This is a genomic window from Micromonospora sp. LOL_014 (genome assembly GCF_048060245.1).
Lineage (GTDB): Bacteria > Actinomycetota > Actinomycetes > Mycobacteriales > Micromonosporaceae > Micromonospora_E.
Window position 1 is genome coordinate 120043 of the sequence record NZ_JBHMIP010000011.1, and the last position, 25112, is coordinate 145154.

The 25112-nt window shown below is 69.4% G+C and carries 19 protein-coding genes; 13 read left to right on the top strand and 6 right to left on the bottom strand.

Translation table 11 applies throughout. From position 1 onward, the window contains the following. Nucleotides 1–13: 13 nt before the first annotated feature. The 4 genes from ACFHW1_RS12340 to ACFHW1_RS12355 all read left to right on the top strand — a co-directional run bounded on the left by ACFHW1_RS12340 (nt 14) and on the right by ACFHW1_RS12355 (nt 5536). Nucleotides 14–2239: a glycosyl hydrolase family 95 catalytic domain-containing protein gene (locus ACFHW1_RS12340; RefSeq protein WP_416555335.1), complete on the top strand. Its 2226-nt coding sequence runs from the start codon at nt 14–16 to the stop codon at nt 2237–2239. A 3-nt stretch (nt 2240–2242) separates the two neighbouring features. Then, a complete protein-coding gene (locus tag ACFHW1_RS12345) occupies nt 2243–3313 on the top strand; it encodes a FecCD family ABC transporter permease (RefSeq protein ID WP_416555337.1) in 1071 nt (356 codons plus the stop codon). Beyond that, the gene (locus tag ACFHW1_RS12350; RefSeq protein WP_416555339.1) at nt 3310–4425 is read left to right on the top strand and encodes a FecCD family ABC transporter permease; all 1116 of its coding nucleotides are present in this window, start codon (nt 3310–3312) and stop codon (nt 4423–4425) included. Before ACFHW1_RS12345 ends, ACFHW1_RS12350 begins: the two co-directional genes overlap by 4 nt. Nucleotides 4426–4498: 73 nt before the next feature. Beyond that, nucleotides 4499–5536 (top strand): iron-siderophore ABC transporter substrate-binding protein, encoded by a 1038-nt coding sequence (locus ACFHW1_RS12355; RefSeq protein ID WP_416568206.1) that lies wholly within the window; start codon nt 4499–4501, stop codon nt 5534–5536. Nucleotides 5537–5583: 47 nt separating this feature from the next. Here ACFHW1_RS12355 and ACFHW1_RS12360 read toward each other — a convergent pair whose 3' ends face one another. Next, the gene (locus tag ACFHW1_RS12360) at nt 5584–7062 is read right to left on the bottom strand and encodes a PQQ-binding-like beta-propeller repeat protein (protein ID WP_416615441.1); all 1479 of its coding nucleotides are present in this window, start codon (nt 7060–7062) and stop codon (nt 5584–5586) included. Between ACFHW1_RS12360 and ACFHW1_RS12365 the strand changes: the two genes are divergently transcribed. Both ACFHW1_RS12365 and ACFHW1_RS12370 read left to right on the top strand, forming a co-directional pair. Beyond that, the gene (locus ACFHW1_RS12365) at nt 7042–7734 is read left to right on the top strand and encodes a SanA/YdcF family protein (RefSeq protein WP_416555343.1); all 693 of its coding nucleotides are present in this window, start codon (nt 7042–7044) and stop codon (nt 7732–7734) included. The two genes, ACFHW1_RS12360 and ACFHW1_RS12365, sit on opposite strands and share 21 nt — an antisense overlap. Nucleotides 7735–7871: 137 nt before the next feature. After that, on the top strand, nt 7872–8978 hold the full coding sequence (locus ACFHW1_RS12370) for a GDSL-type esterase/lipase family protein (protein WP_416555345.1): 1107 nt from the start codon (nt 7872–7874) through the stop codon (nt 8976–8978). Nucleotides 8979–9069: 91 nt separating this feature from the next. On the opposite strand, the gene ACFHW1_RS12375 is transcribed toward ACFHW1_RS12370, so the two are convergent. Together ACFHW1_RS12375 and ACFHW1_RS12380 are read right to left on the bottom strand one after the other, a co-directional pair. Next, nucleotides 9070–10071, bottom strand: coding sequence for an acetylxylan esterase (locus ACFHW1_RS12375; protein WP_416555347.1), 1002 nt, complete (start codon nt 10069–10071; stop codon nt 9070–9072). A 38-nt stretch (nt 10072–10109) separates the two neighbouring features. Continuing rightward, on the bottom strand, nt 10110–11102 hold the full coding sequence (locus ACFHW1_RS12380) for a LacI family DNA-binding transcriptional regulator (protein ID WP_416555446.1): 993 nt from the start codon (nt 11100–11102) through the stop codon (nt 10110–10112). Nucleotides 11103–11493: 391 nt separating this feature from the next. Between ACFHW1_RS12380 and ACFHW1_RS12385 the strand changes: the two genes are divergently transcribed. The 7 genes from ACFHW1_RS12385 to ACFHW1_RS12415 all read left to right on the top strand — a co-directional run bounded on the left by ACFHW1_RS12385 (nt 11494) and on the right by ACFHW1_RS12415 (nt 21452). Next, nucleotides 11494–12492, top strand: a complete 999-nt coding sequence (locus tag ACFHW1_RS12385; RefSeq protein ID WP_416555349.1) for an ABC transporter permease — start codon at nt 11494–11496, stop codon at nt 12490–12492. Further along, on the top strand, nt 12489–13415 hold the full coding sequence (locus ACFHW1_RS12390) for a carbohydrate ABC transporter permease (RefSeq protein WP_416555351.1): 927 nt from the start codon (nt 12489–12491) through the stop codon (nt 13413–13415). The genes ACFHW1_RS12385 and ACFHW1_RS12390 overlap by 4 nt, the downstream gene beginning before the upstream one ends. Nucleotides 13416–13474: 59 nt before the next feature. Further along, the gene (locus tag ACFHW1_RS12395) at nt 13475–15118 is read left to right on the top strand and encodes an extracellular solute-binding protein (RefSeq protein ID WP_416555353.1); all 1644 of its coding nucleotides are present in this window, start codon (nt 13475–13477) and stop codon (nt 15116–15118) included. Between the two features lie 128 nt (nt 15119–15246). Continuing rightward, nucleotides 15247–16773 carry a GH39 family glycosyl hydrolase gene (locus ACFHW1_RS12400; RefSeq protein WP_416568210.1) on the top strand — a complete coding sequence of 509 codons (1527 nt, stop codon included), beginning with the start codon at nt 15247–15249 and terminating at the stop codon, nt 16771–16773. After that, nucleotides 16770–17459, top strand: coding sequence for a hypothetical protein (locus tag ACFHW1_RS12405; protein WP_416555357.1), 690 nt, complete (start codon nt 16770–16772; stop codon nt 17457–17459). Before ACFHW1_RS12400 ends, ACFHW1_RS12405 begins: the two co-directional genes overlap by 4 nt. Continuing rightward, nucleotides 17456–19492 carry a beta-galactosidase gene (locus ACFHW1_RS12410; protein WP_416555359.1) on the top strand — a complete coding sequence of 679 codons (2037 nt, stop codon included), beginning with the start codon at nt 17456–17458 and terminating at the stop codon, nt 19490–19492. The genes ACFHW1_RS12405 and ACFHW1_RS12410 overlap by 4 nt, the downstream gene beginning before the upstream one ends. Nucleotides 19493–19745: 253 nt before the next feature. Then, entirely contained in the window at nt 19746–21452 is a 1707-nt protein-coding gene (locus tag ACFHW1_RS12415; RefSeq protein WP_416555361.1) for an FAD-binding oxidoreductase, read from the top strand. A gap of 72 nt (nt 21453–21524) precedes the next feature. On the opposite strand, the gene katG is transcribed toward ACFHW1_RS12415, so the two are convergent. The 3 genes from katG to ACFHW1_RS12430 form a co-directional block, all read right to left on the bottom strand. Continuing rightward, nucleotides 21525–23801 (bottom strand): catalase/peroxidase HPI, encoded by a 2277-nt coding sequence (katG, locus tag ACFHW1_RS12420; protein ID WP_416555363.1) that lies wholly within the window; start codon nt 23799–23801, stop codon nt 21525–21527. Then, entirely contained in the window at nt 23798–24253 is a 456-nt protein-coding gene (locus tag ACFHW1_RS12425; RefSeq protein ID WP_416555366.1) for a Fur family transcriptional regulator, read from the bottom strand. Before ACFHW1_RS12425 ends, katG begins: the two co-directional genes overlap by 4 nt. Before the next feature lie 84 nt (nt 24254–24337). After that, complete coding sequence (locus ACFHW1_RS12430) at nt 24338–24910, bottom strand: dihydrofolate reductase family protein (RefSeq protein WP_416555368.1); 573 nt, start codon at nt 24908–24910, stop codon at nt 24338–24340. Between the last annotated feature and the right edge of the window lie 202 nt (nt 24911–25112).

A 25112-nucleotide genomic window follows, 5' to 3' on the forward strand; every position in this document is an offset into this window, starting at 1 on the left:
TAAGGTCGATCAAATGCACCGGATCGACGACACGGCGCCCGCGGCGCGCTGGGAAGACGCCTTCCTCACCGGCAACGGCGAGTACGGGCTGATGGTGCACGGCGATCCAACCGCCGAGCGGATCGTGGTCGACCATCACCGGTTCGTGCTACCCAACGGCACCCGCGACCTGCGGCCACCGGAGCTGGCCGGGGCCATCGAGCAGATCCGGGACCTTGTCCTGGCCGGCCGACGGGCCGAGGCCGGCCGGCTGCTCGCCGACGGCCGGCAGCTGGAGTGGACCCAGTCGTTCCACCCCGGCTACGCGCTGACCGTCGACGCGCCGGTTGGTCGGGTCGGCGAACCGGCGCCGCTGCCCGCCGACTACCTGCGTACCACGGACTTCACCACCGGCGAGATCACCGTGCGGTGGGCCGGCGACCGCACCCGGCAAGCCTTCGTCTCCCGCGCGGACCGGGTCGCCGTGGTCCGGCTGGATGCCGGCCCATGCCTGCTCGGCGCGACCGGCGACCTGCCCGGCCGGCCGGCCGACGTCACCTACGACATCACCGCCTACCGGCGCGACGGGCACGCGTTCCTGCGGGTCCGGGGCAGCTATCCGGCCGGCCTCGGGGCGTACGGCTTCGAAGGACTGGCCCTGGTGACCGGCGATACCGAGATCGCCGGCGACCGGATCCTGATTGGCGGGGACGCGCTGGTGCTGACCGCGCTCGACCGCTACGACGCGCCCGGCTGGGGCACCGAGGCGCTGCACGCGCGACTCGCCGGGCTGGCCGGTCAGCAGCCGGACGCCGACTACCAGCGGCTGCTGGCCCGGCACGTCGCCCTGCACCGGCCGATGTACCAGCGGGTCGAGCTGCGGTTGCGGATCGACGAGGCCGACCGGCATCGTCCGATCGGTGAGCTGCTCGACGCCCAGCGCGTCGCCGACGAGCGGCTGCTCCCCACGCTGCTGGAACGGTTGTTCCACGCCGGCCGATACCTGCTGATCAGCTCCAGCGGGGTGCTGCCACCCCGGCTGACCGGGCTCTGGCTAGGTTCCTGGGACGCGGCCTGGGCTGGCGACTTCACCACCGACGCCAACCTGAACCTGCAGTTGGCCGGGGCGAACATCGGCGCGTTGCCGGAGGTGACCGCAGCGCACCGACGGTTGGTCGCCGGCCAGGTCGACCACTGGCGACGCAACGCGCGATCGGTGTACGGCGGCCGTGGCCTGCTCGCGCCGGGGCGTACCGACGGCGAGCACGGGCATCTGTTCCACTTCTGTGACGAGTGGCCCTGGCCGGCCTGGCTGCCCGGCGCGCACTGGCTGCTGTACCCGCTCTGGGAGCACCACCTGGTCACCGGGGAGCCGTTGGGGGAGGTGGCCGGCTGGCTGGTTGAGGCGGCCGAGTTCTTCGAGGATTTTCTGACCCGGGTAGGCGACGACGGCCGGTACGTCATCGTGCCGTCGTTCTCCGCCGAGACCGGTCCGCTGGACGAGCAGGGCGAGCCGGTCTACCTGGCGGTGAACGCCACCATGGACATCGCCGTCGCCCGCCATGCGATGCGGGTCGCGGGCGGCTTGACCGGTACGTCCCGGTGGGCCGACCTGATTGCGCGGTTGCCCGGGTATCTGGTGGACGAGCGGGGCGCGCTGGCCGAGTGGGCCTGGCCCGGTTACCGCGCCGATGACGACCACCGGCATATCAGCCACCTCTACCCGGTCTGGCCGCTGCGCGAGATCACCCTGGACCGCACCCCGGAACTGGCCCGCGCGGCCCGCCGGGCCTTGGCGGTGCGCGGCGACGAGAACCGGTCCGCCCACGGCAGCCTGCACCGGGCGTTGGTCGCCGCCCGGTTGCGCGACGCCGACCTGGCCGTCGCCAACCTGCGGAAAATTCTCTGCGCGGACATGTTCTTCCGGTCGTTGATGAGCGCCCACAACCCGGGTCTGCAGACCTACAACGCCGACGCCGTGCACACGTTGCCCGGCGTCCTGATCGAGATGCTGGTCGATTCGTGCCCGGGGTCGCTGCACCTGCTGCCGGCGTGGCCGGGCGAGCTGCCCGGCGGCACGCTGCGCGGGGTGACCTGCCGGGGCCGGGTCACTGTCGAGGAGCTGACCTGGGACGCCACGACGCTAGGGGTCCGGCTCCGCTCGGCGGTCAGCCAACAGGTGACGGTCCGCAGCCCGTACGGTGCGAGGGTGGTGGACCTGCCCGCCGATGAGCCGGTGGAGCTTTCCCTGCATACTTAGGCGATGCTTACCTCACTCCGGGCCGGTCGGGGTGAGCGTGCCGGACGAAATGTGACCCAGGGTGGTCGGACGTTCACGATAGGTCGGCGGCTTGGTGGGCTGCTCGTCGCCGTACTGCTGCTGGCCCTGACCGTCTTCGCCAGCCTCGCCCTCGGATCCCGTGACATCGCGCTGCCGGTGGTGGTCGAGGCGCTGGTCGACCGCGACCCGGCGGTCAACGACCACGTCGTCATCTGGGACCTGCGGCTGCCCCGGACCGTGATCGGGCTGCTCGCCGGTCTCGCGCTCGGCTTGTCCGGCGGGCTCATGCAGGGATTGACCCGAAACCCGATCGCCGACCCCGGCCTGCTCGGCATCAATGCTGGCGCGTCACTTGCCGTCGTCGTCGCGATCACCTGGCTCGGCATCGGCACCACCGCCGGCTACATCTGGTTTGCGTTCGGCGGGGCGACCCTCGCCGCGCTGCTCGTCTACGGCATCGGGTCGATGGGCGGCGACGGCGCGACCCCGGTGAAACTCGCCATCGCCGGCTCGGCGCTCACCGCCGTGCTCACCTCGCTGATCACCCTGGTGCTGCTGACCAACCTGCAGACCCTGGAACGCTACCGGTTCTGGCAGGTCGGCTCGCTGGTCGGGCGGGACCTCGACACCGCCCGTACGGTGCTGCTGTTCATCGCAGTCGGCACCCTGCTGGCGCTGGTCTCCGGCCGGGTGCTCAACGCGCTCAGCCTCGGCGACGACGTCGCCCACGGGCTCGGCCAGCACGTGGTTCGGGACCGGGCGGTCATCATGACCGCGACCGTGCTGCTCTGCGGCTCGGCGACGGCGCTCACCGGACCGATCGTCTTCGTCGGGCTGGTCGTGCCGCACGCCGCCCGTTGGGTGACCGGGCCGGACTACCGGTGGATTCTCGCCTACAGCGCGGTGCTCGGTGCCGCCCTGCTGGTCGCGTCCGACGTGCTCGGTCGGCTGATCGCGCCGCCCGGCGAGGTCGAGGCCGGCCTGGTCGTGGCGTTCCTCGGCGCACCGGTGCTGATCGCCCTGGTCCGCCGCTCTCGATTGGCCAGCGTATGACCGGCACCGATACCCGCGATCCCGACCGGAGCAACGCCGACCGGTACGCCGCCGACCGTACCGCCGATCTCGGGCTTCCCGCGCTGAGCCGGTTGCGGCGTCGCCGCCGCCGCCGGGCCACCGTCGTGCTGGCCGGGTTGGCCGGGGTCGTCGCGATCTTTGCCCTGCTCAGCCTCAGTCTCGGCGCCTACCAGATCTCGTTGGACGGGGTGCTCCGCACCTTGATCGGGCAGGGCAGCGGCCGCGACGACTTCATCATCCTCAGTCTGCGGCTGCCCCGACTGGTCGCCGGGATTTTGGCCGGCGCCGCGTTCGGCCTGGCCGGCGGCATCTTCCAGACCCTGTTGCGCAACCCGCTGGCCAGCCCGGACATCATCGGCGTCACCGGCGGGGCCAGCGCCGCCGCGGTGTTCGCACTAGTCACGCTCGGTGCCGGCAGCCTCGGCGTGTCGGTCGCCGCGTTCGTCGGCGCGGCCGGAACGGCGACCGCCGTGTACCTGCTCTCCTGGCGAGACGGGCTGACCGGGTACCGCTTCGTGCTGGTCGGCATCGCCGCCGCGTTCATGGCGCACGGTGTCCTCGGCTACCTGCTGACCCGGGGAGAGGTACGCGAGGCGCAGACGGCGTTGTCGTGGATGGTCGGCAGCCTGGGCAGCGCCCGCTGGCCGGAGATCGCCGTCCTGGCGACGCTGCTCGGCGTGTTGACCCCGGTGCTGCTGGCGTTGCGTCCGGCACTCGGGCTGCTGCAGTTCGGCGACGACACCGCGACCGGCCTGGGGGTGCGGCTGGAACGCAGCCGGATCAGTCTGCTGGCGATCGCGGTGGCCCTCGCCGCGGTGGCGACCGCAGTGACCGGGCCGATCGCGTTCGTGGCGTTCGTCGCCATGCCGATCGCCCGGCGGATGATGCGCTCCGGGGCCCCGGTGCTGCTACCGGCGGCCCTGATCGGCGTACTCGTGGTGACCGGGGCGGACCTGGTCGCCCAGCACCTGCTGCCCGGCAACATCAAGACCCCGGTCGGCATCGTCACCGCGGTGATCGGCGGGCCGTACCTGCTGTGGTTGCTCGCCACCGCTGGCCGGAATCACGGCTCGGTAACCAGAATTACATAGGCTAGCCAAACCTAACTAAACCGTGGTTGCATGTGCTGACCTTCGCGGACGACCCGCGCTCGTAGGAGAGACAGTGATCAGCAAAAGACTCAGCCGCGTCCTTTTCGCCACCCCACTCGCCCTCACCATCGGCCTGGCCGCGTGCGGTTCCGGTGACGATTCCAGCACCGACGACGCAGCGACCGGTGGTGGCAGCTCGGCCGGCTTCCCGGTGACCATCGAGCACGCCCTCGGCGAGACCACCATCGAAGACACCCCGACCCGGGTGGTCGCCTGGGGCTGGGGCAGCGCCGACGCCGCTATCGCGCTCGACGTGGTGCCGGTGGCCATCCCGTTCCAGAGCTACGGCGGTGACGCCAACGGCGTACTGCCGTGGATCGCCGAGAAGCTCGACGAGACCGGCGCCGAGGTGCCCGCCGTACTGCCGGACGCCCAGGAGCCGCCCTTCGACGAGATCGCCGCCGCCGACCCGGACCTGATCCTCGCCGTCTACTCCGGTATCGATCAGGAACAGTACGACCTGCTCAGCCAGATCGCGCCGACGGTCGCCTACCCGGGTGAGGCGTGGGCCACCCCGTGGCGTGACCTGATCACCACCGTGGGCACCGCGCTCGGCAAGAGCGACGAGGCGCAGACGCTGCTGGACGACATCGACGCGCAGATCGCCGCCAAAGCTGCGGAGAACCCGCAGTTGGCCGGCAAGAGCGTCGCCATGGTCTGGGACTCCGCCGGCACCTTCTACGTCTACAAGGAGGCCGACCCGCGGGTCGAGTTCGCCCTCGACCTTGGGATGACCGGCGCGCCCAGCGTCAACGACCTCGGCACCGACGAGTCGACATTCTACTTCACCATGAGCTACGAGCAGCTCGACCAGCTCACCTCGGATGTGCTGGTGTCATTCGCCACCAGCCAGGAGGAACAGGACGCGTTCCTGTCCTCGCAGGCCGCGCAGACCATGCCGCAGATCCAGTCCGGGGCGGTCGCCTCGCTGGTCGGTGCCGAGTTCATCGCCTCGGTGTCGCCGCCCACCGCGTTGTCGGTCACCTGGGGCCTCGACGAGTACGTCGCCGCACTCGCCGAAGCCGCCGACAAGGTCGACGCCGCTTCCTGAACGACCATCCGGCCCGGCCCGGCCCGACCGAGCCGGGTCGGGTCGGGTCAGAACTCGTAGTGCCAGATGCTGATTGCGTCGGCACCCAGCCGGCAGACGATCGTGCCGCGGTCGCCGACACAGCCGCCGACCGGTCCGGGAACGCTACCGATCATGCGCACCGTCTCCGGGCCGGCCGGCGACAGCACCGCGAGCCAGGCCGGTCCGGTCTCGGTCGGCTGCCGGTAGCCGACGAACGTGGCGTCGCCGCGCCCCTCCAACTCGGTCTCCCAGGCGCTCAACGGCAGCAGGGTCCGCCCGGTCCCCGGGTCGATGATCCGCCCGCTGCCCGAACCCGCGTCGGCGCTGGCGTCCGCCGCCGCCGCCGCGGGATATCCACGACCATCGCCGTCTGCTGCGGCGCCGGACCCGCCGTCGGCCGACACGCTGTACGCCACCAGGTAGCTGCCGAAGTCGACCACCAGGTCGGCCGGCACCCGCCAGACCGTGCGGCCGGTCCGCGGGTCGACCGCCTCGATCCGGGTGTCGTCCGGGAAGCAGATCAGCTCGCCGCAACCGGTGATCCGGCCCGGTCCGTAACGCACCGGCCGGTGCCACAGCTGCCGCAACGTCGTCGGGTCGAAGCCGGTGACCCCCAGCTCACCGCCGCGCCACTGGCGCAGCAGCAGCGCGCCGGCCATGCTGTCCGGCCGGGACACCTCACCCAGATCGGCGGTACGCAGCACCGTGCCGTCGCGCCCGTCGCGTACCTGCGCCCAGCCGTCGGTGCCGACCAGCAGCGCCTGCCCGGCGGACCCGGCCAGCACCTCGGTCGGCACGGCCAGGTCGGCCCGCCACAGCTCGTCGCCGGTCGCCACGTCGACCGCCCGCAGCGTCGACGAGGTGGCGCCGGCGTCGTCCGGCTCGTCAATCAACGCGGTACGCCCGTCGTCGGTCAGCACCAGCCCGTCCGGTGCCACCCACCGGGTCTGCCCGGTCTGCGCGTCCAGGACCACCGTGGACCCGGTGCCAGGGCCGGACCTCGGGTCGACCAGCACCACGTCACCGATCCGCCGTACCTGGCGTAGCCGCCAACTCGCCGCGTCGAACGGCACCGTCCACTGCAGCGCGCCGTCCGGTACGCCGTACGCGGACAGCTGCCAGGTGGTCGCCGAGCCCTGCGCGGCGGCCGAGGTGACCAGCAGCCGGTCCCCGGCGAGCACGATGTCGCGGGCCTTTACCTGATGACTGGCGACCTGGACGAGCAGTGGGCCGCTCGGCGGGGCCGCGCCGGCCAGGCCGGCCAGCAGCGCCAGGCCGACGACGGCGGCGAGCGGACGCGCCCGGCCGGCGGCCAGCCGTGTCCGCTGCGGCGACCGCCACCACCGCCGGCCGGCCGGCGGCGACGGTGGTGATTCGGGGTGGCGGGCCAGGCCCAGCTCGATGACCATGCGCTCCACACTCTTTCCTGTCGCGGCCGGTGTCCAGTAGCCGGGCGCGATGTGCCCGTCGACCATAATTACGGCATGGACGACGCCCTGGCTCATCCGTCCCGTCGAACCCGGTGGCTGCGCCGCAAACTGACCCTCTGCGTCGTTGCGGCGGTCGCGGTCGCGCTGCTGGTCACCGGCAGCGGATACTGGGTCCGGGCGTCGGCGGCCGAGCACGTCTACGAGCTGGCCAGCGTGCCGGCCGCGCCGGTCGCCTTGGTCCTCGGGGCGCAGGTCCGGCCGGACGGTACGCCGTCGGAGTTCCTGGCCGGTCGGCTGGAGGTGGCCCGGCGGCTGGTCGAAGCCGACCTGGTCCGGGCGGTGCTGGTCTCCGGCGACCACCGGGAGTGGGACTACGACGAGCCGGGCGCGATGCGGCGTTGGCTGATCGACCGGGGCGTGCCGGCGGATCGGATCGTGCAGGACCATGCCGGACTGGACACCTACGACTCGTGTCTGCGGGCGCACCGTGTCTTCGGCGTGGAGCGGGCAATCGTGGTGACGCAGAGCTTCCACATCGAGCGGGCGGTCACGGTCTGCCGGCGGGTCGGGGTAGACGCGGTCGGCGTCGGCGACGATTCGGTGCGCCGCTTCGAGCGCGCCTGGCGCTGGGGCGCGTTCCGGGAGCGGTTCGCCGCGGTCAAGGCCGCGTACGACGTGCTGGTGGGCCGGGATCCGGCGCTGCCCGGCCCACCCGAGACCAGCCTCGACGAAGCCCTGAGCGACTGACTGCACGGCCTGCGCCACCGTACCGCTCGGCGCAGGCCGCTGTCCGTTCGCCGCCGGGGCTCCGGCGGGTCCCGGCCTGGTCCTCCGACCGGCGTATAGATTGATGTACGTAAATGTCTTTCGGAGGGAGTTCGTTCATGACCTCGACCATCCGTCGATGTACGGCGGCGCTGGCGGCGGCATTGCTGGTCGCCGTCGTGCTTGCGGTCGGCAACGGCGCCAACGCCCAGCCGTCGGCCGCGGTGCGGATCATGCCGCTCGGGGACTCGATCACCGACGGCTACAACATCCCCGGCGGCTACCGCATCGACCTGTGGCAGAAGTTCCAGAGCGGCGGGTACACCGTGGACTTCGTCGGATCCAAGTCCAACGGGCCGGCCAGCCTGCCGGACCGGAACCACCAGGGCCACTCGGGCTGGCGGATCGACCAGATCGACGCCAACATCGTCAACTGGTTGAACGCCTCCGACCCGCAGACGATCCTGCTGCACATCGGCACCAACGACGTCCTGCAGAACCGGGACCTGCCAAACGCGCCGAACCGGCTCGCCGCGCTGATCGACAAGATCACCAGTACCGCACCGGACGCCCACCTGTTCGTGGCCACCATCGTACCGGTCAGCTTCAAAGCCGCCCAGGTCAGCGCATACAACGCGGCGATTCCGCAGATCGTGCAGAGTCGGGCGAACGCTGGCCGTCGAGTGCACCTCGTCGACATGTATCCAGCGCTCACCACGGCCGATCTGGCCGACGGCGTGCATCCGAACGCCACCGGTTACAGCAAGATGGCTACCAAATGGTACGAGGCACTGCTCTCCGTACCTGGAAGCCTGAACCCCGGCATCGGACCGAGCCCGAGCCCGACCACTCCGCCCCCGGCGACCACCCCGCCGCCGCCGACCACCCCGCCCCCGCCGACCACCCCGCCCCCGGCGACCACTCCGCCACCGGTTGGTGGCTGCACCGCCACTGTCTCGCTCAACCAGTGGAACGGCGGTTTCGTGGCGACCGTCCGGGTCACCGCCGGCTCGGCCGGACTCACCGGCTGGACCGTCGGGATGACCCTGCCCGGCGGTGCCACGATCACCAACGCATGGAACACCGACCGCAGTGGCAACAGCGGTGCGGTTCAGTTCCGCAACGTCAGTTACAACGGCCGGGTCGGTGCCGGGCAGTCGACCGAGTTCGGCTTCCAGGGCACCGGCAGCGGCTCCGGGATGACCCCGTCCTGCACCGCGAGTTGAGCCACCCGTAGCGGTCCCATCTTTACGGGACGACCGGCAGGTGCCACGGCCGTCGTACGGTCGTGGCACCTGCCGCGTCCGGGTAAGCTGATCAGGTAGCCGAGTGGAACAGTTCGCGCAGCCAGCGCAACTGTCGGCGGACCTGCTCCGCCTCGCCGCCTTCATGGCCGTTGAACGGATACGGATGAATCTCCCGACTTGGCGGCTGCGGGCGTCCATTTTCGGCTCCGTACTGGTTGTACGCGGCGAACACCGTGCTCGGTGGGCAGGTGGTGTCGCGCAGCCCGATGCCGAAATGCGCTGGAGCCACAGCGGTCCGGGCGAATGACACTCCATCGAAGTAGGACAGAGTCCGGCGTACCGCCGGCTCGGCGTCGCGGTGCACGGCGAGATACCGGGCCACATCACCGTACGGCTCGTTGTCAGTGATCTCGATCGCCCGCTGCCAGTGACAGCCGAACGGCGCGCTGCAGATCAGCGCGGCCAGGTCGTCGACCAGGCCGGCGACGGCCAGGGCGAGCCCGCCGCCCTGGCTGTTGCCGGCCGCGATCACCCGGGCCGGGTCGACGCCGGGTAGCGCGCGCACTGCGGTCACCGCGCGGACCGCGTCGGTGATCAGTCGCCGGTAGTAGTAGCCGTCGGGCTCGAGTATCCCGCGGGTCACCGGCCCTGGGCCACCGGCGGCGGCGGGGTGCGGATCCGGCGTGTCCCCGCCGTTGCCGTACTGGTCGCCCTGACCACGGGCATCCATCAGTAGATGCGCGTAACCGGCGACCGGCCAGGTCAGCCGCTCGTGCGGCAGGCCCCGGCCGCGCCCGTAGCCGAGATACTCGACGACCGCCGGCAGTGGGGTGTGTACCCCGGCTGGGCGGGTGTACCAGGCGTTGACCGGATCCCCGCCGAAACCGCGCAGCGTCACCTGCCAGGTGTCCAGCAGACGCAGGTCGGTCGGCTCCGGACGGACATTGATCAGCACTTCGCGGCTGGCGGCGTCGTCCAGGGTCGATTTCCAGAACGTCGCGAAGTCGGCCGGTTTGGCGACAGCTGGGGTGTACGTCCGAAGTTGCGGCAACGGCAGATCAACCGAGGGCATCAGATCTCCTAGGTGGACAAAAATCGGTGGACAGTTGTTCAGACGGGCGAGGGCGGGGCGGTGCTCTCCCGGATCACCAACTCGGTGACCAGGTCGATGCGGCTGGTCGACAACTCGGCACCGCGGGTCAGATCCAGCAGCATCTGCGTGGCGGTGCCGGCCATGTCGCGCAGCGGCTGATTGACGGTGGTCAGCGCGGGTACCGTCCAGGCGGCGACCGGCACGTTGTCGTACCCGATCACCGACAGGTCGTGCGGGACGTCCAGGCCGAGTTGGCGGGCGGCCCGCAGCACGCCCAGCGCCTGCATGTCCGATCCGGCGAAGATCGCGGACGGCCGGTCCGGGCGGTCCAGCAGCGCCATCCCGTGCGCGAAGCCGGCATCGACATAGAAGTCGCCGTGCCTGACGAGGTCGGCCGCGACTGGCAGGCCGGCTTCGTCGTGTGCCGATCGGAATCCGGCGGTACGGGCCTGAGCGCACAGCACGTCCCGTGGTCCGGAGATGATGGCGATCCGCCGGTGTCCGAGCTGCAGCAGGTGCCGGGTGGCGATGAGCCCGCCGTTCCAGTTGTTGGACCCGACAGTCGGCACCGACGCCGACGTGGCGCTGTCGGTGTCGATCACCACGAAGGGGATGAGCTGGCGGGCGAGCAGTTCCTGTTGACGTTCGGTGAGGTGGCACAGGACGAAGAGAACGCCGAGGGGACGACGGGCCACCGTGCTGTCCAGCCACTCCGCCGGTGGGCTGTGCCGGCCGCCCAGCTGAGTCAGGTTGAGGCCGATGCCGGCGGCGCTGGCGATGGTCTCCACTCCTTGGATGATCTCCATAGCCCAGAGCGAGTCGAACTCGTGGAAGACCAGCTCGATCTGGTCGTTGCGGATCGGCGGGCGCCGGGCCCGGCGGCGGTACTGGTGCCGGGCCAGGCTGGCCTCCACCCGGGCCCGGGTCTGTGGCGCCACGTCCGTTCTACCATTGAGAACCTTGGATACAGTGGTGATCGACACGCCGACGTCGTCGGCGATGCTGGCGATGGTTGTCGGGGCTGGCGGATCGGTGGCCGGGGTGGTTGTGGGAGTCGATGGAGCGACGGGGCCCGGCTGGGGCGGCGACGGTATCTCTGTCATCCACATCTCACGTTCAGTTACCGGAACTTTCGGTGCTGAACCTGCTAGTAGGCCAGGGTCAGCGTGTGGCAGGGGTGGTGGTGCGCGGGTCGGCGGCGGCGGCGGTGCGGCTTCAAGTGCGCGCTATGCAGTTGGGAGTCCTGGTTCGGTGACCCTTGACACACCTTGCCGGGGAGTTTAGGTTTCCCGCAAGGTAACGCACATATTTCCGAAAGTTTCGAGGGCTGTGTCCCGCGAGGCGTTCCCTGCTGCCGGCAGGGGGCCGGTGGCGGGCCGGACGTGAGGGGCGGCAACTGGGATGAGTACCCCCAGCACGGTCGATGCGTCGCCGCAGGCGCAGGTGCCCTTGCCGCCGGTCGACGGCCTGCCGCGGCGCGGCCGACGCCGGCCCCGGTCACGTACCTGGCGGCGGGCGCTGCGCCGCGACTGGCAGCTCTACTCGCTGGTCGTCCTGCCGCTGTTGTTCTTCTTGATCTTCCGCTACCTGCCGATGCTGGGAAACGTCATCGCGTTTCGCCGGTTCCAGCCCGGTGGCAGCATCTTCGGTGAGTATTGGGTCGGCCTGCGCTACGTCCGGATGTTTCTCGACGATCCGACGTTCTGGCAGGTCTTTACCAACACCCTGATCCTCGGCACGCTCACTCTGGTGGTGGTGTTTCCGCTGCCGATCGTGCTCGCCCTGCTGCTCAACGAGGTCCGCGCCCGCCGGATGAAGCGGTTCGTCCAGTCGGTGTCCTACCTGCCGCACTTTCTGTCGATCGTGATCGTCGCGGCGATGGTGATGCAGATCCTTTCGGTTGACGGCACGGTCAACTCGATGATCCGGGCGTTCGGCGGTGACGCGATCCCGTTCCTGCAGCAGCCGGGCTGGTTCCGCACCATCTACGTCTCCTCCGAGGTGTGGCAGACGGTCGGCTGGGGGACGATCCTCTACCTTGCCGCCCTCACCACGATCGACGAGGACCTCTACGAGGCCGCCCGGATCGACGGAGCGAACCGGTGGCGACAGACCTGGCACGTGACGCTGCCCGGCATCCGACCCACCATGATCACCTTGTTGATCCTCAACATCGGTACCTTCATGGCGGTCGGCTTCGAGAAGATCCTGCTGCTGTACAATCCGCTGACCTACCCGACCGCCGACGTCATATCGACGTATCTCTACCGGATGGGTGTCGTCTCCAGCAACTTCAGCTACGCCGCCGCTATCGGCCTGTTCGAGGCGTTGATTGGGCTGACCCTGGTGCTGTCGGCGAACCTGATCGCCCGTCGCGCAGTAGGAACGAGCCTGTGGTGACCATCGACTCCCCCCGCAAGCTGTTGCACTCGATCCGCCGTCGGCCCCGCCGACCCGACGACACCCGGGGCTACCGGATCTTCCAAGCGGCCAACGGGATCATCCTCACCGGCGTCGTGATCGTTACGCTCTACCCGTTCGTCAACATCATCGCCCGTTCGCTCAGCGACGAGGGTTACATCCGGTCCGGCCAGGTCAACATCATCCCGCGTGGGTTCAACTTGGACACCTACCGGCTGGTCATATCCGACTCGATGTTCTGGATCAACTACCGTAACACCGTCGTCTACACGGTCACCGCCACGGTCATTTCGATCGTGCTCACCACCTGCTACGCCTATGTGCTGTCGAAGAAGGATCTCAAGGGTCGCGGCATGCTGGTCGGCATCGCGGTCTTCACCATGTTCTTTTCCGGTGGTTTGATTCCAAACTATGTGTTGATCACCAGCCTTGGGCTCAAGAACAGCATTTGGGCGATCGTGCTGCCAAATGCCATCAGTGTGTTCAATCTGCTGGTGATGAAGGCCTTCTTTGAGAGTCTGCCAACCGACCTGGAGGAGGCCGCCGCCGTCGACGGTCTCAGCACGTACGGCATCCTCTGGCGCATCGTGATCCCACTGTCCAAGGCGATCATGGCGACGATGGTGCTATTTTACTCGGTCTCGTTCTGGAATTCCTGGTTTTCCGCGTTTCTCTACATGGACCGCTCCGAGCTTTTCCCGGTGACCGTCTACCTGCGCAACCTGATTGCTGGCGCAACTACCGCGACCTCGGCCGGGAGTAGCAGCGACAACCTCGCCCAGGCGGCCGCGAACATTCAGGCCGTGACCATCATCCTCACCGTACTGCCGATCGTTATGGTTTACCCGTTCATTCAGCGCTACTTTGTGACCGGCATCATGCTCGGTGCGGTCAAGGGGTAGCGCTGCGGTCAGGTCCGCCCCATTCAAGTGAATGCCTTCCGCACACGAGAGGAAACCCGATGATTCATCGATCCCGGCACCGCTTTGCGGCGGTCGCTGCCGGTGTTCTCGCGCTTTCGTTCGGTGTCGTCGCCTGTGGCAGCGACGACGACACCGATCCAGAGAACCTGGATGGCAACAGGGTCGGCGCGATGGAGAGCTACGACGTCGGTGACCAGTTCAAGGCAACCGAGCCCCTGACGTTCTCGATGCTCTACAACAATCACCCCAACTACCCGATCGACAAGGACTGGTTGTTCTGGGATGAGCTGACCGAACGCACCGGGGTGACCATCGACGCCGTCGAGGTGCCGCTCAGTGACTACGAGCAAAAACGCAGTCTGCTGATCGGCGCCGGTGATGCCCCTATGATCATCCCGAAGACGTACCCCGGTCAGGAGTCAGCATTCGTCTCCAGCGGTGCCATCCTACCGGTCAGCGACTATCTCGACCTGATGCCGCACTTCCAGGACAAGGTCGCCAAGTGGAATCTGCAGGGTGACATCGACTCGCTGCGGCAGGAGGACGGCAACTTCTACGTCCTGCCGGGCCTGCACGAGGACGTGTGGACCGACTACACCATCGCGATACGCACCGACATCCTCGCCGAACTCGGCCTGGAGACCCCGTCCACCTGGGACGAGGTGCGCGACATGCTGGCCGCGATGAAGCAGGCATACCCGGACAGCTACCCGCTGTCGGACCGGTTCAACATCCCCACGCCACTCGGCTCGCTGCTTAGCATTCTCGCCCAAGCCTACGAGACCGCGGCTGGCTGGGGCTACCAGAACGCGACCTGGGACCGCGACGCTGAGGAGTTCGTCTTTACCGGAAGCATGCCAGGGTACCGGGCCATGCTGGAGTACTTGCACTCCTTGGTCGAGGACGGCCTGCTCGACCCGGAGAGCCCGACCCAGGACGACGACAGGGCGATCCAGAAGCTCGCCAACGGCAAGTCGTTCGTCATCAGCACCAACGCGCAAACACTGGTCAACGACTACCGGCCGGCGTTGGCAAAGAGCAACCCGAGCGCGACGATCGCCAAGATCCCGGTACCGTCCGGTCCGGCCGGTTCGGTCAAGGCCGGCACCCGGCTGGAGAACGGCATCATGATCTCCACTGAGGCACGGCAGAGTGAGAACTTCGTCGCGATGATGCAGTTCATCGACTGGCTCTGGTACTCCGACGAGGGCCAGGAGTTCGCCAAGTGGGGCGTCGAAGGGGTCACCTACACCAAGGACGCCGACGGTGGGTGGGTGCTCGACCCCGACATCGACTTCGTCGGCATCAACCCGGATGCCAGCAAGCACCTGCAGAAGAACTTCGGCTTCAGTAACGGGGTCTTCGCGTACGGCGGCAAGACCGAACTGCTGCAGTCGACGTTCTCCGCTGAGGAGCTGGAGTTCCAGCAGGCACAGGGGCAAAAGGAAACCTTGCCGGTGTCCCCGCCGCGGCCGTTCAGCGAGGAGGAACGGGAACAGGCCACCCTGTGGGAGACCCCGCTGAAGGACTACGTCCAGCAGCAGACCCTGCAGTTCATCCTCGGCCAGCGCGATCTCGCCGAGTGGGACACCTACGTCGAGGAGCTGAACGCTAAGAACGCCCAGCAGTACATCGACATGGTCAATGGAGCGTACGAACGTTACCAGGAGAAGTACGGCTGACCTACCGGGTACGGTCGCGTTCGTGGCAGGAACGCGGCTGGCAACGGCCGGCGCCGGCCCGAAATCCACCTTGCCCTGGCCGGCGTCGACCGGCGCCACCTGCGCCGACGCTCGACAAAGGAGACGGTATGAGCCGGATCATCGTACCCGACCAGCCCACCAGAGCGCTCTCGGAGGCCTGGCGTGCGTGTATCGGTACCGGGCGGTTCGACCTCGCACTGCACCGTGACTATCAGAACTCGCTTTCCCTGCTTCAGCGGGACATCGGCTTCCGGTACATCCGTGGGCACGGGCTGCTGAGCGACGGCACGGGCATCTACCGACCGTACACCCATGCCGGCCGAGAGGAGGTACGGTACTCGTTCACGTACGCCGACCAGGTCGTCGATGCGTACCTGGAACTCGGCCTGGCGCCCTTCGTCGAACTTGGCTTCATGCCCACCGAGCTGGCCTCTGGTGACCAGACCGTCTTTTGGTGGCGGGGCAACGTCACCCCGCCCCGCTCCGAATCCGGTTGGGCCGACTTGGTCCGCGCCACCGTGCGTAACCTGGTCGACCGGTACGGCCTGGAGCAGGTGCGGAACTGGCCGATCGAGGTGTGGAACGAACCCAACCTGACCTCCTTCTGGCGTGGCGCCGACCGGGCCGCCTACCACCGGCTGTACGAACTGGCCGCCCACGCGGTCAAGGACGTCGACGCCAGCCTGCAGGTCGGCGGACCGGCGATCTCCCCCGGCGCCGACGAGTGGCTGGCACCGTTCGCCGAATTCGTCACCGACCGCGACGTGCCGGTCGACTTCGTCAGCCGGCACGCGTACACCTCGGGGCCAGCCCAGCACGTGCCGTTCGGTACCCACCAGACCCTGCGGCCAGCGGACCACCTGCTGGAACAGTTCGCCAGCCCGCGCAGGAACCTGGCCGGCACCGCGTTGGCCGACCTGCCGGTGCACATCACCGAGTTCAACTCCTCCTACCGGCCGGACAACCCGATCCACGACACCGCGTTCCACGCCGCGTACCTGGCCCCGGTCGTCGCGGCCGGTGGCGACCTGGTCGACTCGTTCTCCTACTGGACGTTCAGCGACGTCTTCGAGGAGGTCGGGATTCCGACCGCGATCTTCCACGGCGGCTTCGGTCTGCTCACCCACCGGCAGATCAGGAAACCCACCTACCATCTGTACGCGTTCATGGCCCGGATGGGCCGTCAGGTGCTCGCCCGGGGCACCGACCACCTGGTCACCCGCGACGACGACACCGGCCGGGTCACCGTGCTGGCCTGGGCGCCGGTCGACGTCACCGACGTCGCGGCCTCCCCGGACCGGCACGTCGTCTCGCTGTCGGTCCCGGTCACCGCACCGGCCGGCTCGGCGTTCCTGCTGCGCTCGTCGGTCAGCGACGAAGCCGGCAACGCCTGGCGGGCCTGGTGCGAGCTCGGCCGCCCTCGATCACCCCGGCCGGCGCAACTCGACGCGCTGCGTACCGCCGCCGAACCGGCCCGCAGTCACCGCGCGCTGCCGGTCGTCGATGGCCGGGTAGACATCGACCTGACCCTGGCGCGGCACGAGGTCACTCTGGTTGAGATCACCCAGGTGGTCGACGAGACCCCGCCGTGGTGCGACGACCGGCGACTGCTCGGCGGAAACGGTTCATCGTGAACGACCTCGCCGCCGCGCAACGGCAGTTCGGCACCGGGCCGCTGTCGCGGGTCGCGGCGATCGTCTACCGGCTGACCGTCGTCGAGCTGCTGCTGCTCGCCGGCGTACTGCCCGGTCTGGTGCCGGCGCTGCTGCTGGCCCGCGACGCCAGCAACATCCCGCTCTACGCCGCCTGCGCCGTCCCGGTCGGCCCGGCGCTGTCCGCCGCTTTGTACGCCGTCGCCTGGCACCGCCCCGACATCACCGACCTGACCCCGGCCGTCGACTTCCGGCGCGGCTACCGGGCCAACCTCGGCGGGGTGCTGCGGATCTGGCTGCCGCTGCTGGCCGGGCTGACCCTTGTCGCGGTCAACCTGGCCTACTTCGACGCGGCCGGGGTGCCGCGCTGGTGGGCAGCGTTGCTGGTCCTCGTCGCGGTCGCGGCGACTGTCTGGGGCGGCACCGCGTTGGTGATCACCTCGCTGTTCGCGTTCCGCGCCCGCGACGTGGCCCGGCTCGCCGCGCACTTCCTGACCCGTACGCCCGGCACCTCCCTCGGTGTGCTGGCGCTCGGGGTCGTGGCGGCCGGGATCACCGCGTACACCTCGGAGGCAGTGCTGGCGCTGACCGGCTCGGTGCTGGCGTTGCTGCTGCTGCGCACCAGCCGACCGATGATCACGGCGATCGAGAAGGAGTTCACCAGGTGACGCTGCCCGACGTCGCGAAGATTCCGTACGGCGGGGACTACAACCCGGAGCAGTGGCCCGAGGACGTCTGGAAGGACGACTACCGGCTGTTCGACGCGGCGCGGATCGACACCGTCACCGTCGGCGTCTTCACCTGGGGCCTGACCCAGCCCGGTCCCGGCGTCTACGACTTCTCCACCCTGGACCGCATCGTCGAGCGGGCAGTCGTCGAGGGCCGGCAGATCTGCCTGGCCACCGGTACCGGCGCGCATCCGGCCTGGATGGCCCGCGCCCACCCCGACGTGACCCGCGTCGACTTCTCCGGCCGCCGGCACCGGTTCGGCCAACGGCACAACTCCTGCCCCAACTCGTCGACGTACCGCCGACTCGCCACGGAGCTGGCCCGGCGCGTCGCGCAACGTTACGCGCGTACCCCTGGCCTGGTCGCCTGGCACGTCAACAACGAGTACGGCGGCGCCTGCTACTGCGAGCTGTGTGCCGCCAACTTCCGGCTCTGGCTGCGCGAGCGGTACGGCAGCCTCGACGCGCTCAACGCCGCCTGGTACACCACCTTCTGGTCGCACACCTTCACCGAGTGGGGGCAGATCGAGCCGCCGTCGGCTTTGACCGAACACTGGCGCGGGCCCGACCACACCGCGTTTCAGGGCATCACCCTCGACTACCTGCGGTTCATGTCGGACGCGATGCTGGCCAACTTCGTTGACGAGAAGGCGGCGATCCGCGAGTCCAGCCCGGACACTCCGGTGACCACCAACTTCATGGGCATGTACCGGCCGATCGACTACCACCGCTGGGCCGAGCATCTTGACTTCGCCTCCTGGGACAACTACCCACCCGACGACCGGTCGGCGGCCCGGATGGCGCTCACCCACGACCTGATCCGCGGGTTGAAAGGCGGCCACCCGTTCTGGCTGATGGAGCAGACCCCGAGCGTCACCGCCTGCCGCGATGTCAACCCGCTGAAACGGCCCGGCGTCCTGCGGCTGTGGAGCTGGCAGGCGGTGGCGCACGGCGCCGACGCGGTGCTGTTCTTCCAGATGCGCGCCGGTCGGGGAGCCAGCGAGAAGTACCACGGGGCGGTCATCGGCCACGCGGGCCGATCCGACACTCGGGTCTTCACCGAGGTCGCCGAGCTGGGTGCGGAGCTGGCGCGGCTCGGCGGCGTAACGCTCGGCGCCCGCACCCCGGCCCGGGTGGCGGTGCTGTTCGACTGGGAGAGCTGGTGGGCGCTGGAGATCTCCGACGGCCCGTCCCGGCTGGTCCGTTACCAGCAGGTGGTGCTCGCCTATCACCGGGCACTGTGGGACGCCGGGATCGACGTCGACGTCGTCCCGGTCACCGCCGACCTGACCGGCTACGACGTGGTGCTCGCGCCGGCACTGCACATGGTCAAGGACGACCTCGCGGCCCGTTTGGAGGGGGTCGCCCAGCGGGGCGGCACCGTGCTGGCAACGTACCTGTCCGGGCGGGTCGACGACAACGATCAGGCGTTCCTGGCCGATGTGCCGGGGCCGCTGGCCCCACTGATGGGGATCCGGATCGACGAGTGGGACGCCCGGGACGCCGACGTGGTCAACCCGGTCACCATGACCCTCGACGGTGCCCGGTCGGTCGTTTCCGCCGCCACGCTGCTGTTCGAGCTGGTCATCCCACAGGGCGCCGAGGTGATCGGCACATACCAGGCAGACTTCTACGCCGGGACCCCGGCGGTCACCCGCAACCGGTTCGGCGCCGGTGAAGGGTGGTACGTCGCCGCCGGGCTCGACCAGGCGGGTGTGACCTGGGTGGTACGCCGGATCCTGGACCGGCACGGACTGCTCGGCCCGTACGCGCACGTGCCGGACCTGGAGTCGGCGGTACGGGTCGCGCCGGACGGCACCCGGATCCGGTTCCTGCTCAACCACGGTGAGGAGCCGGTCGAGCTGCCGGCCTGCGCCGCCGGGGTCGACCTGCTGACCGGGGAACGGGTCACCGCCGGTGCGCCGCTGCGCCTGGACCGGTACGGCGTACTCGTGCTCCGCGAGGACGCCTGACGCCGCGTCGTCGTCCGTCGGGGACGTCGTGTCACGCGGCGGGTCGAAGGTGGTGCACCCTATCGCGCCAGCTAGGGTGCACCACCCTCAGCCCGCCGCGCCGACACGATGATCCAGAACCGGTGTACGCCGGACGGGTGACGTGTGCCTGAGGGACCTGAGCGGCGCCTGACCAGTGGCAAGGTCGGTGCGGTGGCCGGGGCGGAATCGACCGGCTGATCCGGACGGTGCCAGCGGGGGAGCACGGACGATGGTGAGCAGACGTACGGCGTTGCGGGCAGGCGCGGTCGCCGGGCTGGTCCCAGCGGTCGGACTGATCGGGCGACCAGCCACGGCCGTACCGACGCCGGCCGACGAGCCGACCCGGACCCCGGCCGAACAACCGACGCAGGTCAGGCCCCAGGACCCGGACATCGGGCCCGGTGCTGGCCGGGACGATCGTCCGTGGCGGGATCTGCCGGACCGGCAGTGGGTGGAGCTGCAGGGGCAGCTGTCGGCGGATGCCACCCTGTACCGCCCCGGCGGGGCGAGCTACGAGGCACTCAGCATCCCGTACAACCACCGGTACGCCAACGTGCAACCAGCCGCGATCCTGACACCCGGCACACCCGACGACGTCGCGGTGGCGGTCAGCTGGGCACATGATGTCGGGATGCCGCTGGTGCCCCGGTCCAGCCTCGGCCACAACTACGCCGGCTACTCCACCACGACCGGCCTGCTGATGGTGATGAGCCGGCTGCGGGGGATCAAGGTCACGCCGAACCGTTGGCCGGCACCGCCGCGGCGGTACGGGTCGGTCGAGGTCACCGACGATGCCGGCACCATCACCGTGCAGGCCGGCGTGGTCAACGCCGACCTGCTGCCGCTCCTGCGTGACCAGGGTGTCTTCGTCCCCGCCGGACGGTGCCCGACGGTCGGTGTGGCCGGGCTGGTGCTCGGTGGCGGGATCGGCTTCAGCGACAAGATGTTCGGCCTGACCTGTGACCGGCTGGTATCGACCGAGGTGGTGCTGGCCGACGGCACGGTGACGGCCTGCGACGAGACCAACGACCCGGACCTGTTCTGGGCCTGCCGGGGCGGCGCCGGCAACAACTTCGGCGTCAACACCTCGTTTACCTTCCGCTACGTACAGCTGCAGGGTCTGGTGTCGTTCTTTCGGTTCCGCTGGTCGGCGGCCAGCGTCACCCCGGCCATGCTGGCCTTGCAGGACGTCGCGACCGCCTACCGCGGCGATCGGCGTCTGGACTGCCGCATCGGTGCCGGCACCACGCTGGCCGCCGGCGAGCAGCAGGTGTACGCCGACGCGCTCGGCCAGTTCTACGGCACCGTCGACGAGCTGACCGAGATCCTCGAGCCGGTGCTGCGCGTCGGGACGCCGGCCGAACGTGAAGCCAACCGGGACGGCGTCCGGGCGGTGTCGCCGGCCGAGGCGAGCGTGTTGCTGTCGGCGAACACCCCGGCGCAGCAGTTCGCGGTCAAGTCGGCGGCGCTGCCCGAGTCGTTGAACCGGCGGCAACTGCAGGCAGTGCTCGACGGCCTGCACCGGTGGCCGGGCAGCCGCAACCCGGACGGGGCCGGGATCGCGTTGTTCTGCCTGGGTGGGCAGGTGAACGAGGTACAGCCGGACGCCACCGCGTTCGTGCACCGCGACGTCACCTTCATCATGGCCGCCGAGGCGACCTGGGCAGACGACGATCCGCCGGAGGTCGCCGTCGCCAACGAACTCTGGCTGACCGAATTTTTCGACGAGGTGTTCGCCGGCTACCCTCCGGCGGGGGCGTACCAGAACTTCCCGGATCCCCACCTGGCCGACTGGCGACACGCCTACTACGGCGGGAACTACCCGCGGCTGGTCGAGGTCAAGCGCAAGTACGACCCGACCGACTTCTTCACCTACCCGCAGGGCATCGGGTCCTGCGGCGCCGTCGACGGCTACGCCAACCAGTGGTGTCCCCGCTGACCTGGGACCGGAACCCGACGTGGCCCCGCTGGCCGGTACCGGCCAGCGGGGCCACGTCTGTCGAATGCCGGCTCAGGACAGGTCGAACCGGTCCAGCTCCATGACCTTGACCCAGGCGGCGACGAAGTCGGCGACGAACTTCTCGCCGGCGTCGCTGCTGGCGTACACCTCGGAGAGGGCGCGCAGCTGCGAGTTCGAGCCGAAGATCAGGTCGACCGCGGTCGCGGTCCACTTCACCTCGTCGGTGGCAAGGTCGCGGATCTCGTAGATGTGCTCGCCTGACTCCGCCGCCTTCCACCGGGTGCCCGGGGAGAGCAGGTTGGTGAAGAAGTCGTTGGTGAGTACGCCGGGCCGGTCGGTGAGCACGCCGTGCTGCGCGCCGCCGACGTTCGCCCCGAGCGCCCGCAGACCACCGATGAGCACGGTCATCTCCGGGGCGGACAGGTCGAGCATGTACGCCCGGTCGACCAGCAGGACCTCCGGTTGGGTCTTCTCGCCCGGCCGCAGGTAGTTACGGAACCCGTCGGCGCGCGGCTCCATCACCGCGAACGACTCGACGTCGGTCTGCTCCTGGCTGGCGTCGGTGCGGCCCGGGTGGAACGGCACGGTCACCTTGACCCCGGCGTCGTGCGCTGCCTTCTCGACGGCGGCCGAGCCGGCCAGCACGATCAGGTCTGCGAGCGAGATCTGCGCGCCGCCGGCCGCGTTGAACTCCTGTTGGATGCCCTCCAGGGTGCTCAGCACGGTCGCCAGCTGCTCCGGCTGGTTGACCTCCCAGCTGCGCTGCGGCTCGAGCCGGATCCGGGCCCCGTTGGCGCCGCCACGCTTGTCGGTGGAGCGGAAGCTCGCCGCCGACGCCCAGGCGGTGCTGACCAGCTGCGCGGTGCTCAGCCCGGAATCGAGGACCTTCGCCTTGAGCGCGGCCACGTCTGCGTCGCTGACCAGTTCGTGGTCGACGGCCGGCACCGGGTCCTGCCACAGCTGGGCCTCGGGCACCCACGGACCGAGGAACCGGCTGACCGGGCCCATGTCGCGGTGCAGCAGCTTGTACCAGGCCTTGGCGAAGGCCAGTGCGAACTCGTCCGGGTTGGCCAGGAACCGGCGGGAGATCTGCTCGTACGTCGGGTCGAAGCGCAGCGACAGGTCGGTGGTGAGCATCGTCGGCTTGTGCTTCTTCGCCGGGTCGTGCGCGTCCGGGATGATCGCCTCGGCGTCCTTGGCCACCCACTGCTTGGCCCCACCAGGGCTAGTGGTCAGCTCCCACTCGTACCCGAACAGGATCTCGAAGAAGCGGTTGCTCCACTGCGTCGGCTTGTCGGTCCAGGTGACCTCCAAGCCGCTGGTGATGGTGTCGCCGCCCTTGCCGCTGCCGTGCGTGCTCAGCCAGCCCAGGCCCTGCGCCTCAATCGGCGCGCCCTCCGGTTCCGGGCCGACGTGAGCGTCTGCGTCACCGGCCCCGTGGGTCTTGCCGAAGGTGTGGCCACCGGCGATGAGGGCGACGGTCTCCTCGTCGTTCATCGCCATCCGGGCGAACGTCTCCCGGATGAAGTGGGCCGCCGCGAGGGGGTCCGCGTTGCCGCGCGGGCCCTCCGGGTTGACGTAGATCAGGCCCATCTCGGTCGCGCCGACTCCAGCCGACATCTCCTTCTCGGAGAGGTAGCGGGCGTCACCCAGCCAGGTGTCCTCCGGGCCCCAGAAGATCTCCTCCGGCTCCCAGACGTCCTCCCGGCCGAAGGCGAAGCCGAAGGTCTTGAAGCCCATCGACTCCAGGGCGACGTTGCCGGCCAGCACCAGCAAATCGGCCCAGGAGACCTTCTGGCCGTACTTGGCCTTGACCGGCCACAGCAACCGCCGGGCCTTGTCCAGGTTGGCGTTGTCCGGCCAGCTGTTCAGCGGGGCGAAGCGCTGCCCGCCGTCGCCGGCGCCGCCCCGGCCGTCCTCGATCCGGTACGTGCCGGCGGCGTGCCAGCTCAGTCGGATCATCAGCCCGCCGTAGTGGCCGAAGTCGGCCGGCCACCAGTCCTGCGAGGTGGTGAGCACCTGGACGATGTCCTGCTTGAGGGCCTCGACGTCGAGCTTGGCGAACTCCTTGGCGTAGCTGAAGTCCGCGCCCAGCGGGTTGCCCTTGGGTGAGTGGGCGTGCAGCACCGACAGGTCGAGTTGGTTGGGCCACCAGTCCCGGTTGGTACGCGGTCGACCGCCCGTTTTGGGAGTCGGTGAGTCGATCGCCGGGTTCTCGCTCTCGCTGCCGTGCGAGGTGACCGAGTCGTGGGCGACCGGGCAGCCGGCCGCCGACATCTTTTCCACACCCTGGGCGCTGGTGGGAGCGTTGTCCTGCATGTCGCTCATCTGTTCCCTTCCGGATTGGTCGATAACGTAGTGGCGTTGTCGGTCGTGCAGCCGGGGCAGGTGCCCCAGTAGACGACCTCCGCCTCGTCGACCATGAACCCGTGGTCATCGGAGGCGGTGAGACAGGGGGCGGATCCGGTGGCGCAGTCGACGTCGGCGATCACACCGCAGGAGCGGCAGACGACATGGTGGTGGTTGTCCCCGACCCGCCGCTCGTAGCGGGCGGTCGCGCCGGCCGGCTGGATGCGCCGCACCAGCCCGGCGTCGGTGAGGACCCGCAGCACATCGTAGACCGCCTGATGGGACACGGTCGGGTGGTCGGCGCGCACCAGGTCGAGCACCGTGTCGGTGTCGACGTGCGGGCGGTCGTGTAGCGCCGCGAGGACCGCCAGCCTCGGCCGGGTCACCCGCAACGAGGCCGCCCTCAACTGCGCCTCGAGGTCGGATGTCACCGGGCCACGATAGGCCGTTTTCTGGAATCATTCAAGTTTCGGCACGGAGGTGTCGCCGACCTGCTGTGACAGTAAATCCGCAGGTCATGCCAGTTGGCGGGCGCCTCGAACGGCGTACCGGTGCAGGGTGACGCCCTGCTCGAAGGCACGGTTCTCCAGCAGGTCGAGTTCGACCGGGGCATCCTGGTCGTCGAACAGAGCCCGGCCGGTGCCGAGGACCACCGGGTGGACGAACATCATCACCTCGTCGAGCAGGCCGGCCCGCAGCAACTGGGTGGCGACGGTGGCCCCACCGACGCCGATGTCACCGTCGGCCCGCGCCCGTAGCTCGGCGAGCGCCGCCACGGCGTCACCGTCGCGGCCGACGATACGGGTGTCGTGTCCGGCGTCGACGCGGGTACGCGACACCAGCACCTTCGGGGTCGACGTCCAGATTTCGCCGTACTCGCGCAGGAAACCCGGCAGCGACGCGTCGTCGCGCGCGCCCGGCCAGAACGCCTCCATGATCTCGTAGACCTTCCGCCCCTGCACCATCTGGGACAGCGCCCGCGCCCGCGCGTTGAACTCCCGGTGCAGCGACTCCCCGATACGCATCCAGTCGCCGCCGCCGTTCTCACCCGGGGCGTGCTCGATCTTCATATCCACGGACACGTTCATCCAGTACACGAACCGGCCCGACACACGCCCTCCCAGCGACTGCGGTGCGCATGGCCGCCCGGATCAGCCCGTTCGACCCGACGGGACCGTACACCACAGCGCTACGCCGACGGCCCGAACCTGTACGCGACGGCGGCAACGGACCCGGCCCCTGGCCGCGTCGATCTGCCGGCACCCTCCTCGCCGGTGACGAGGACGAGAT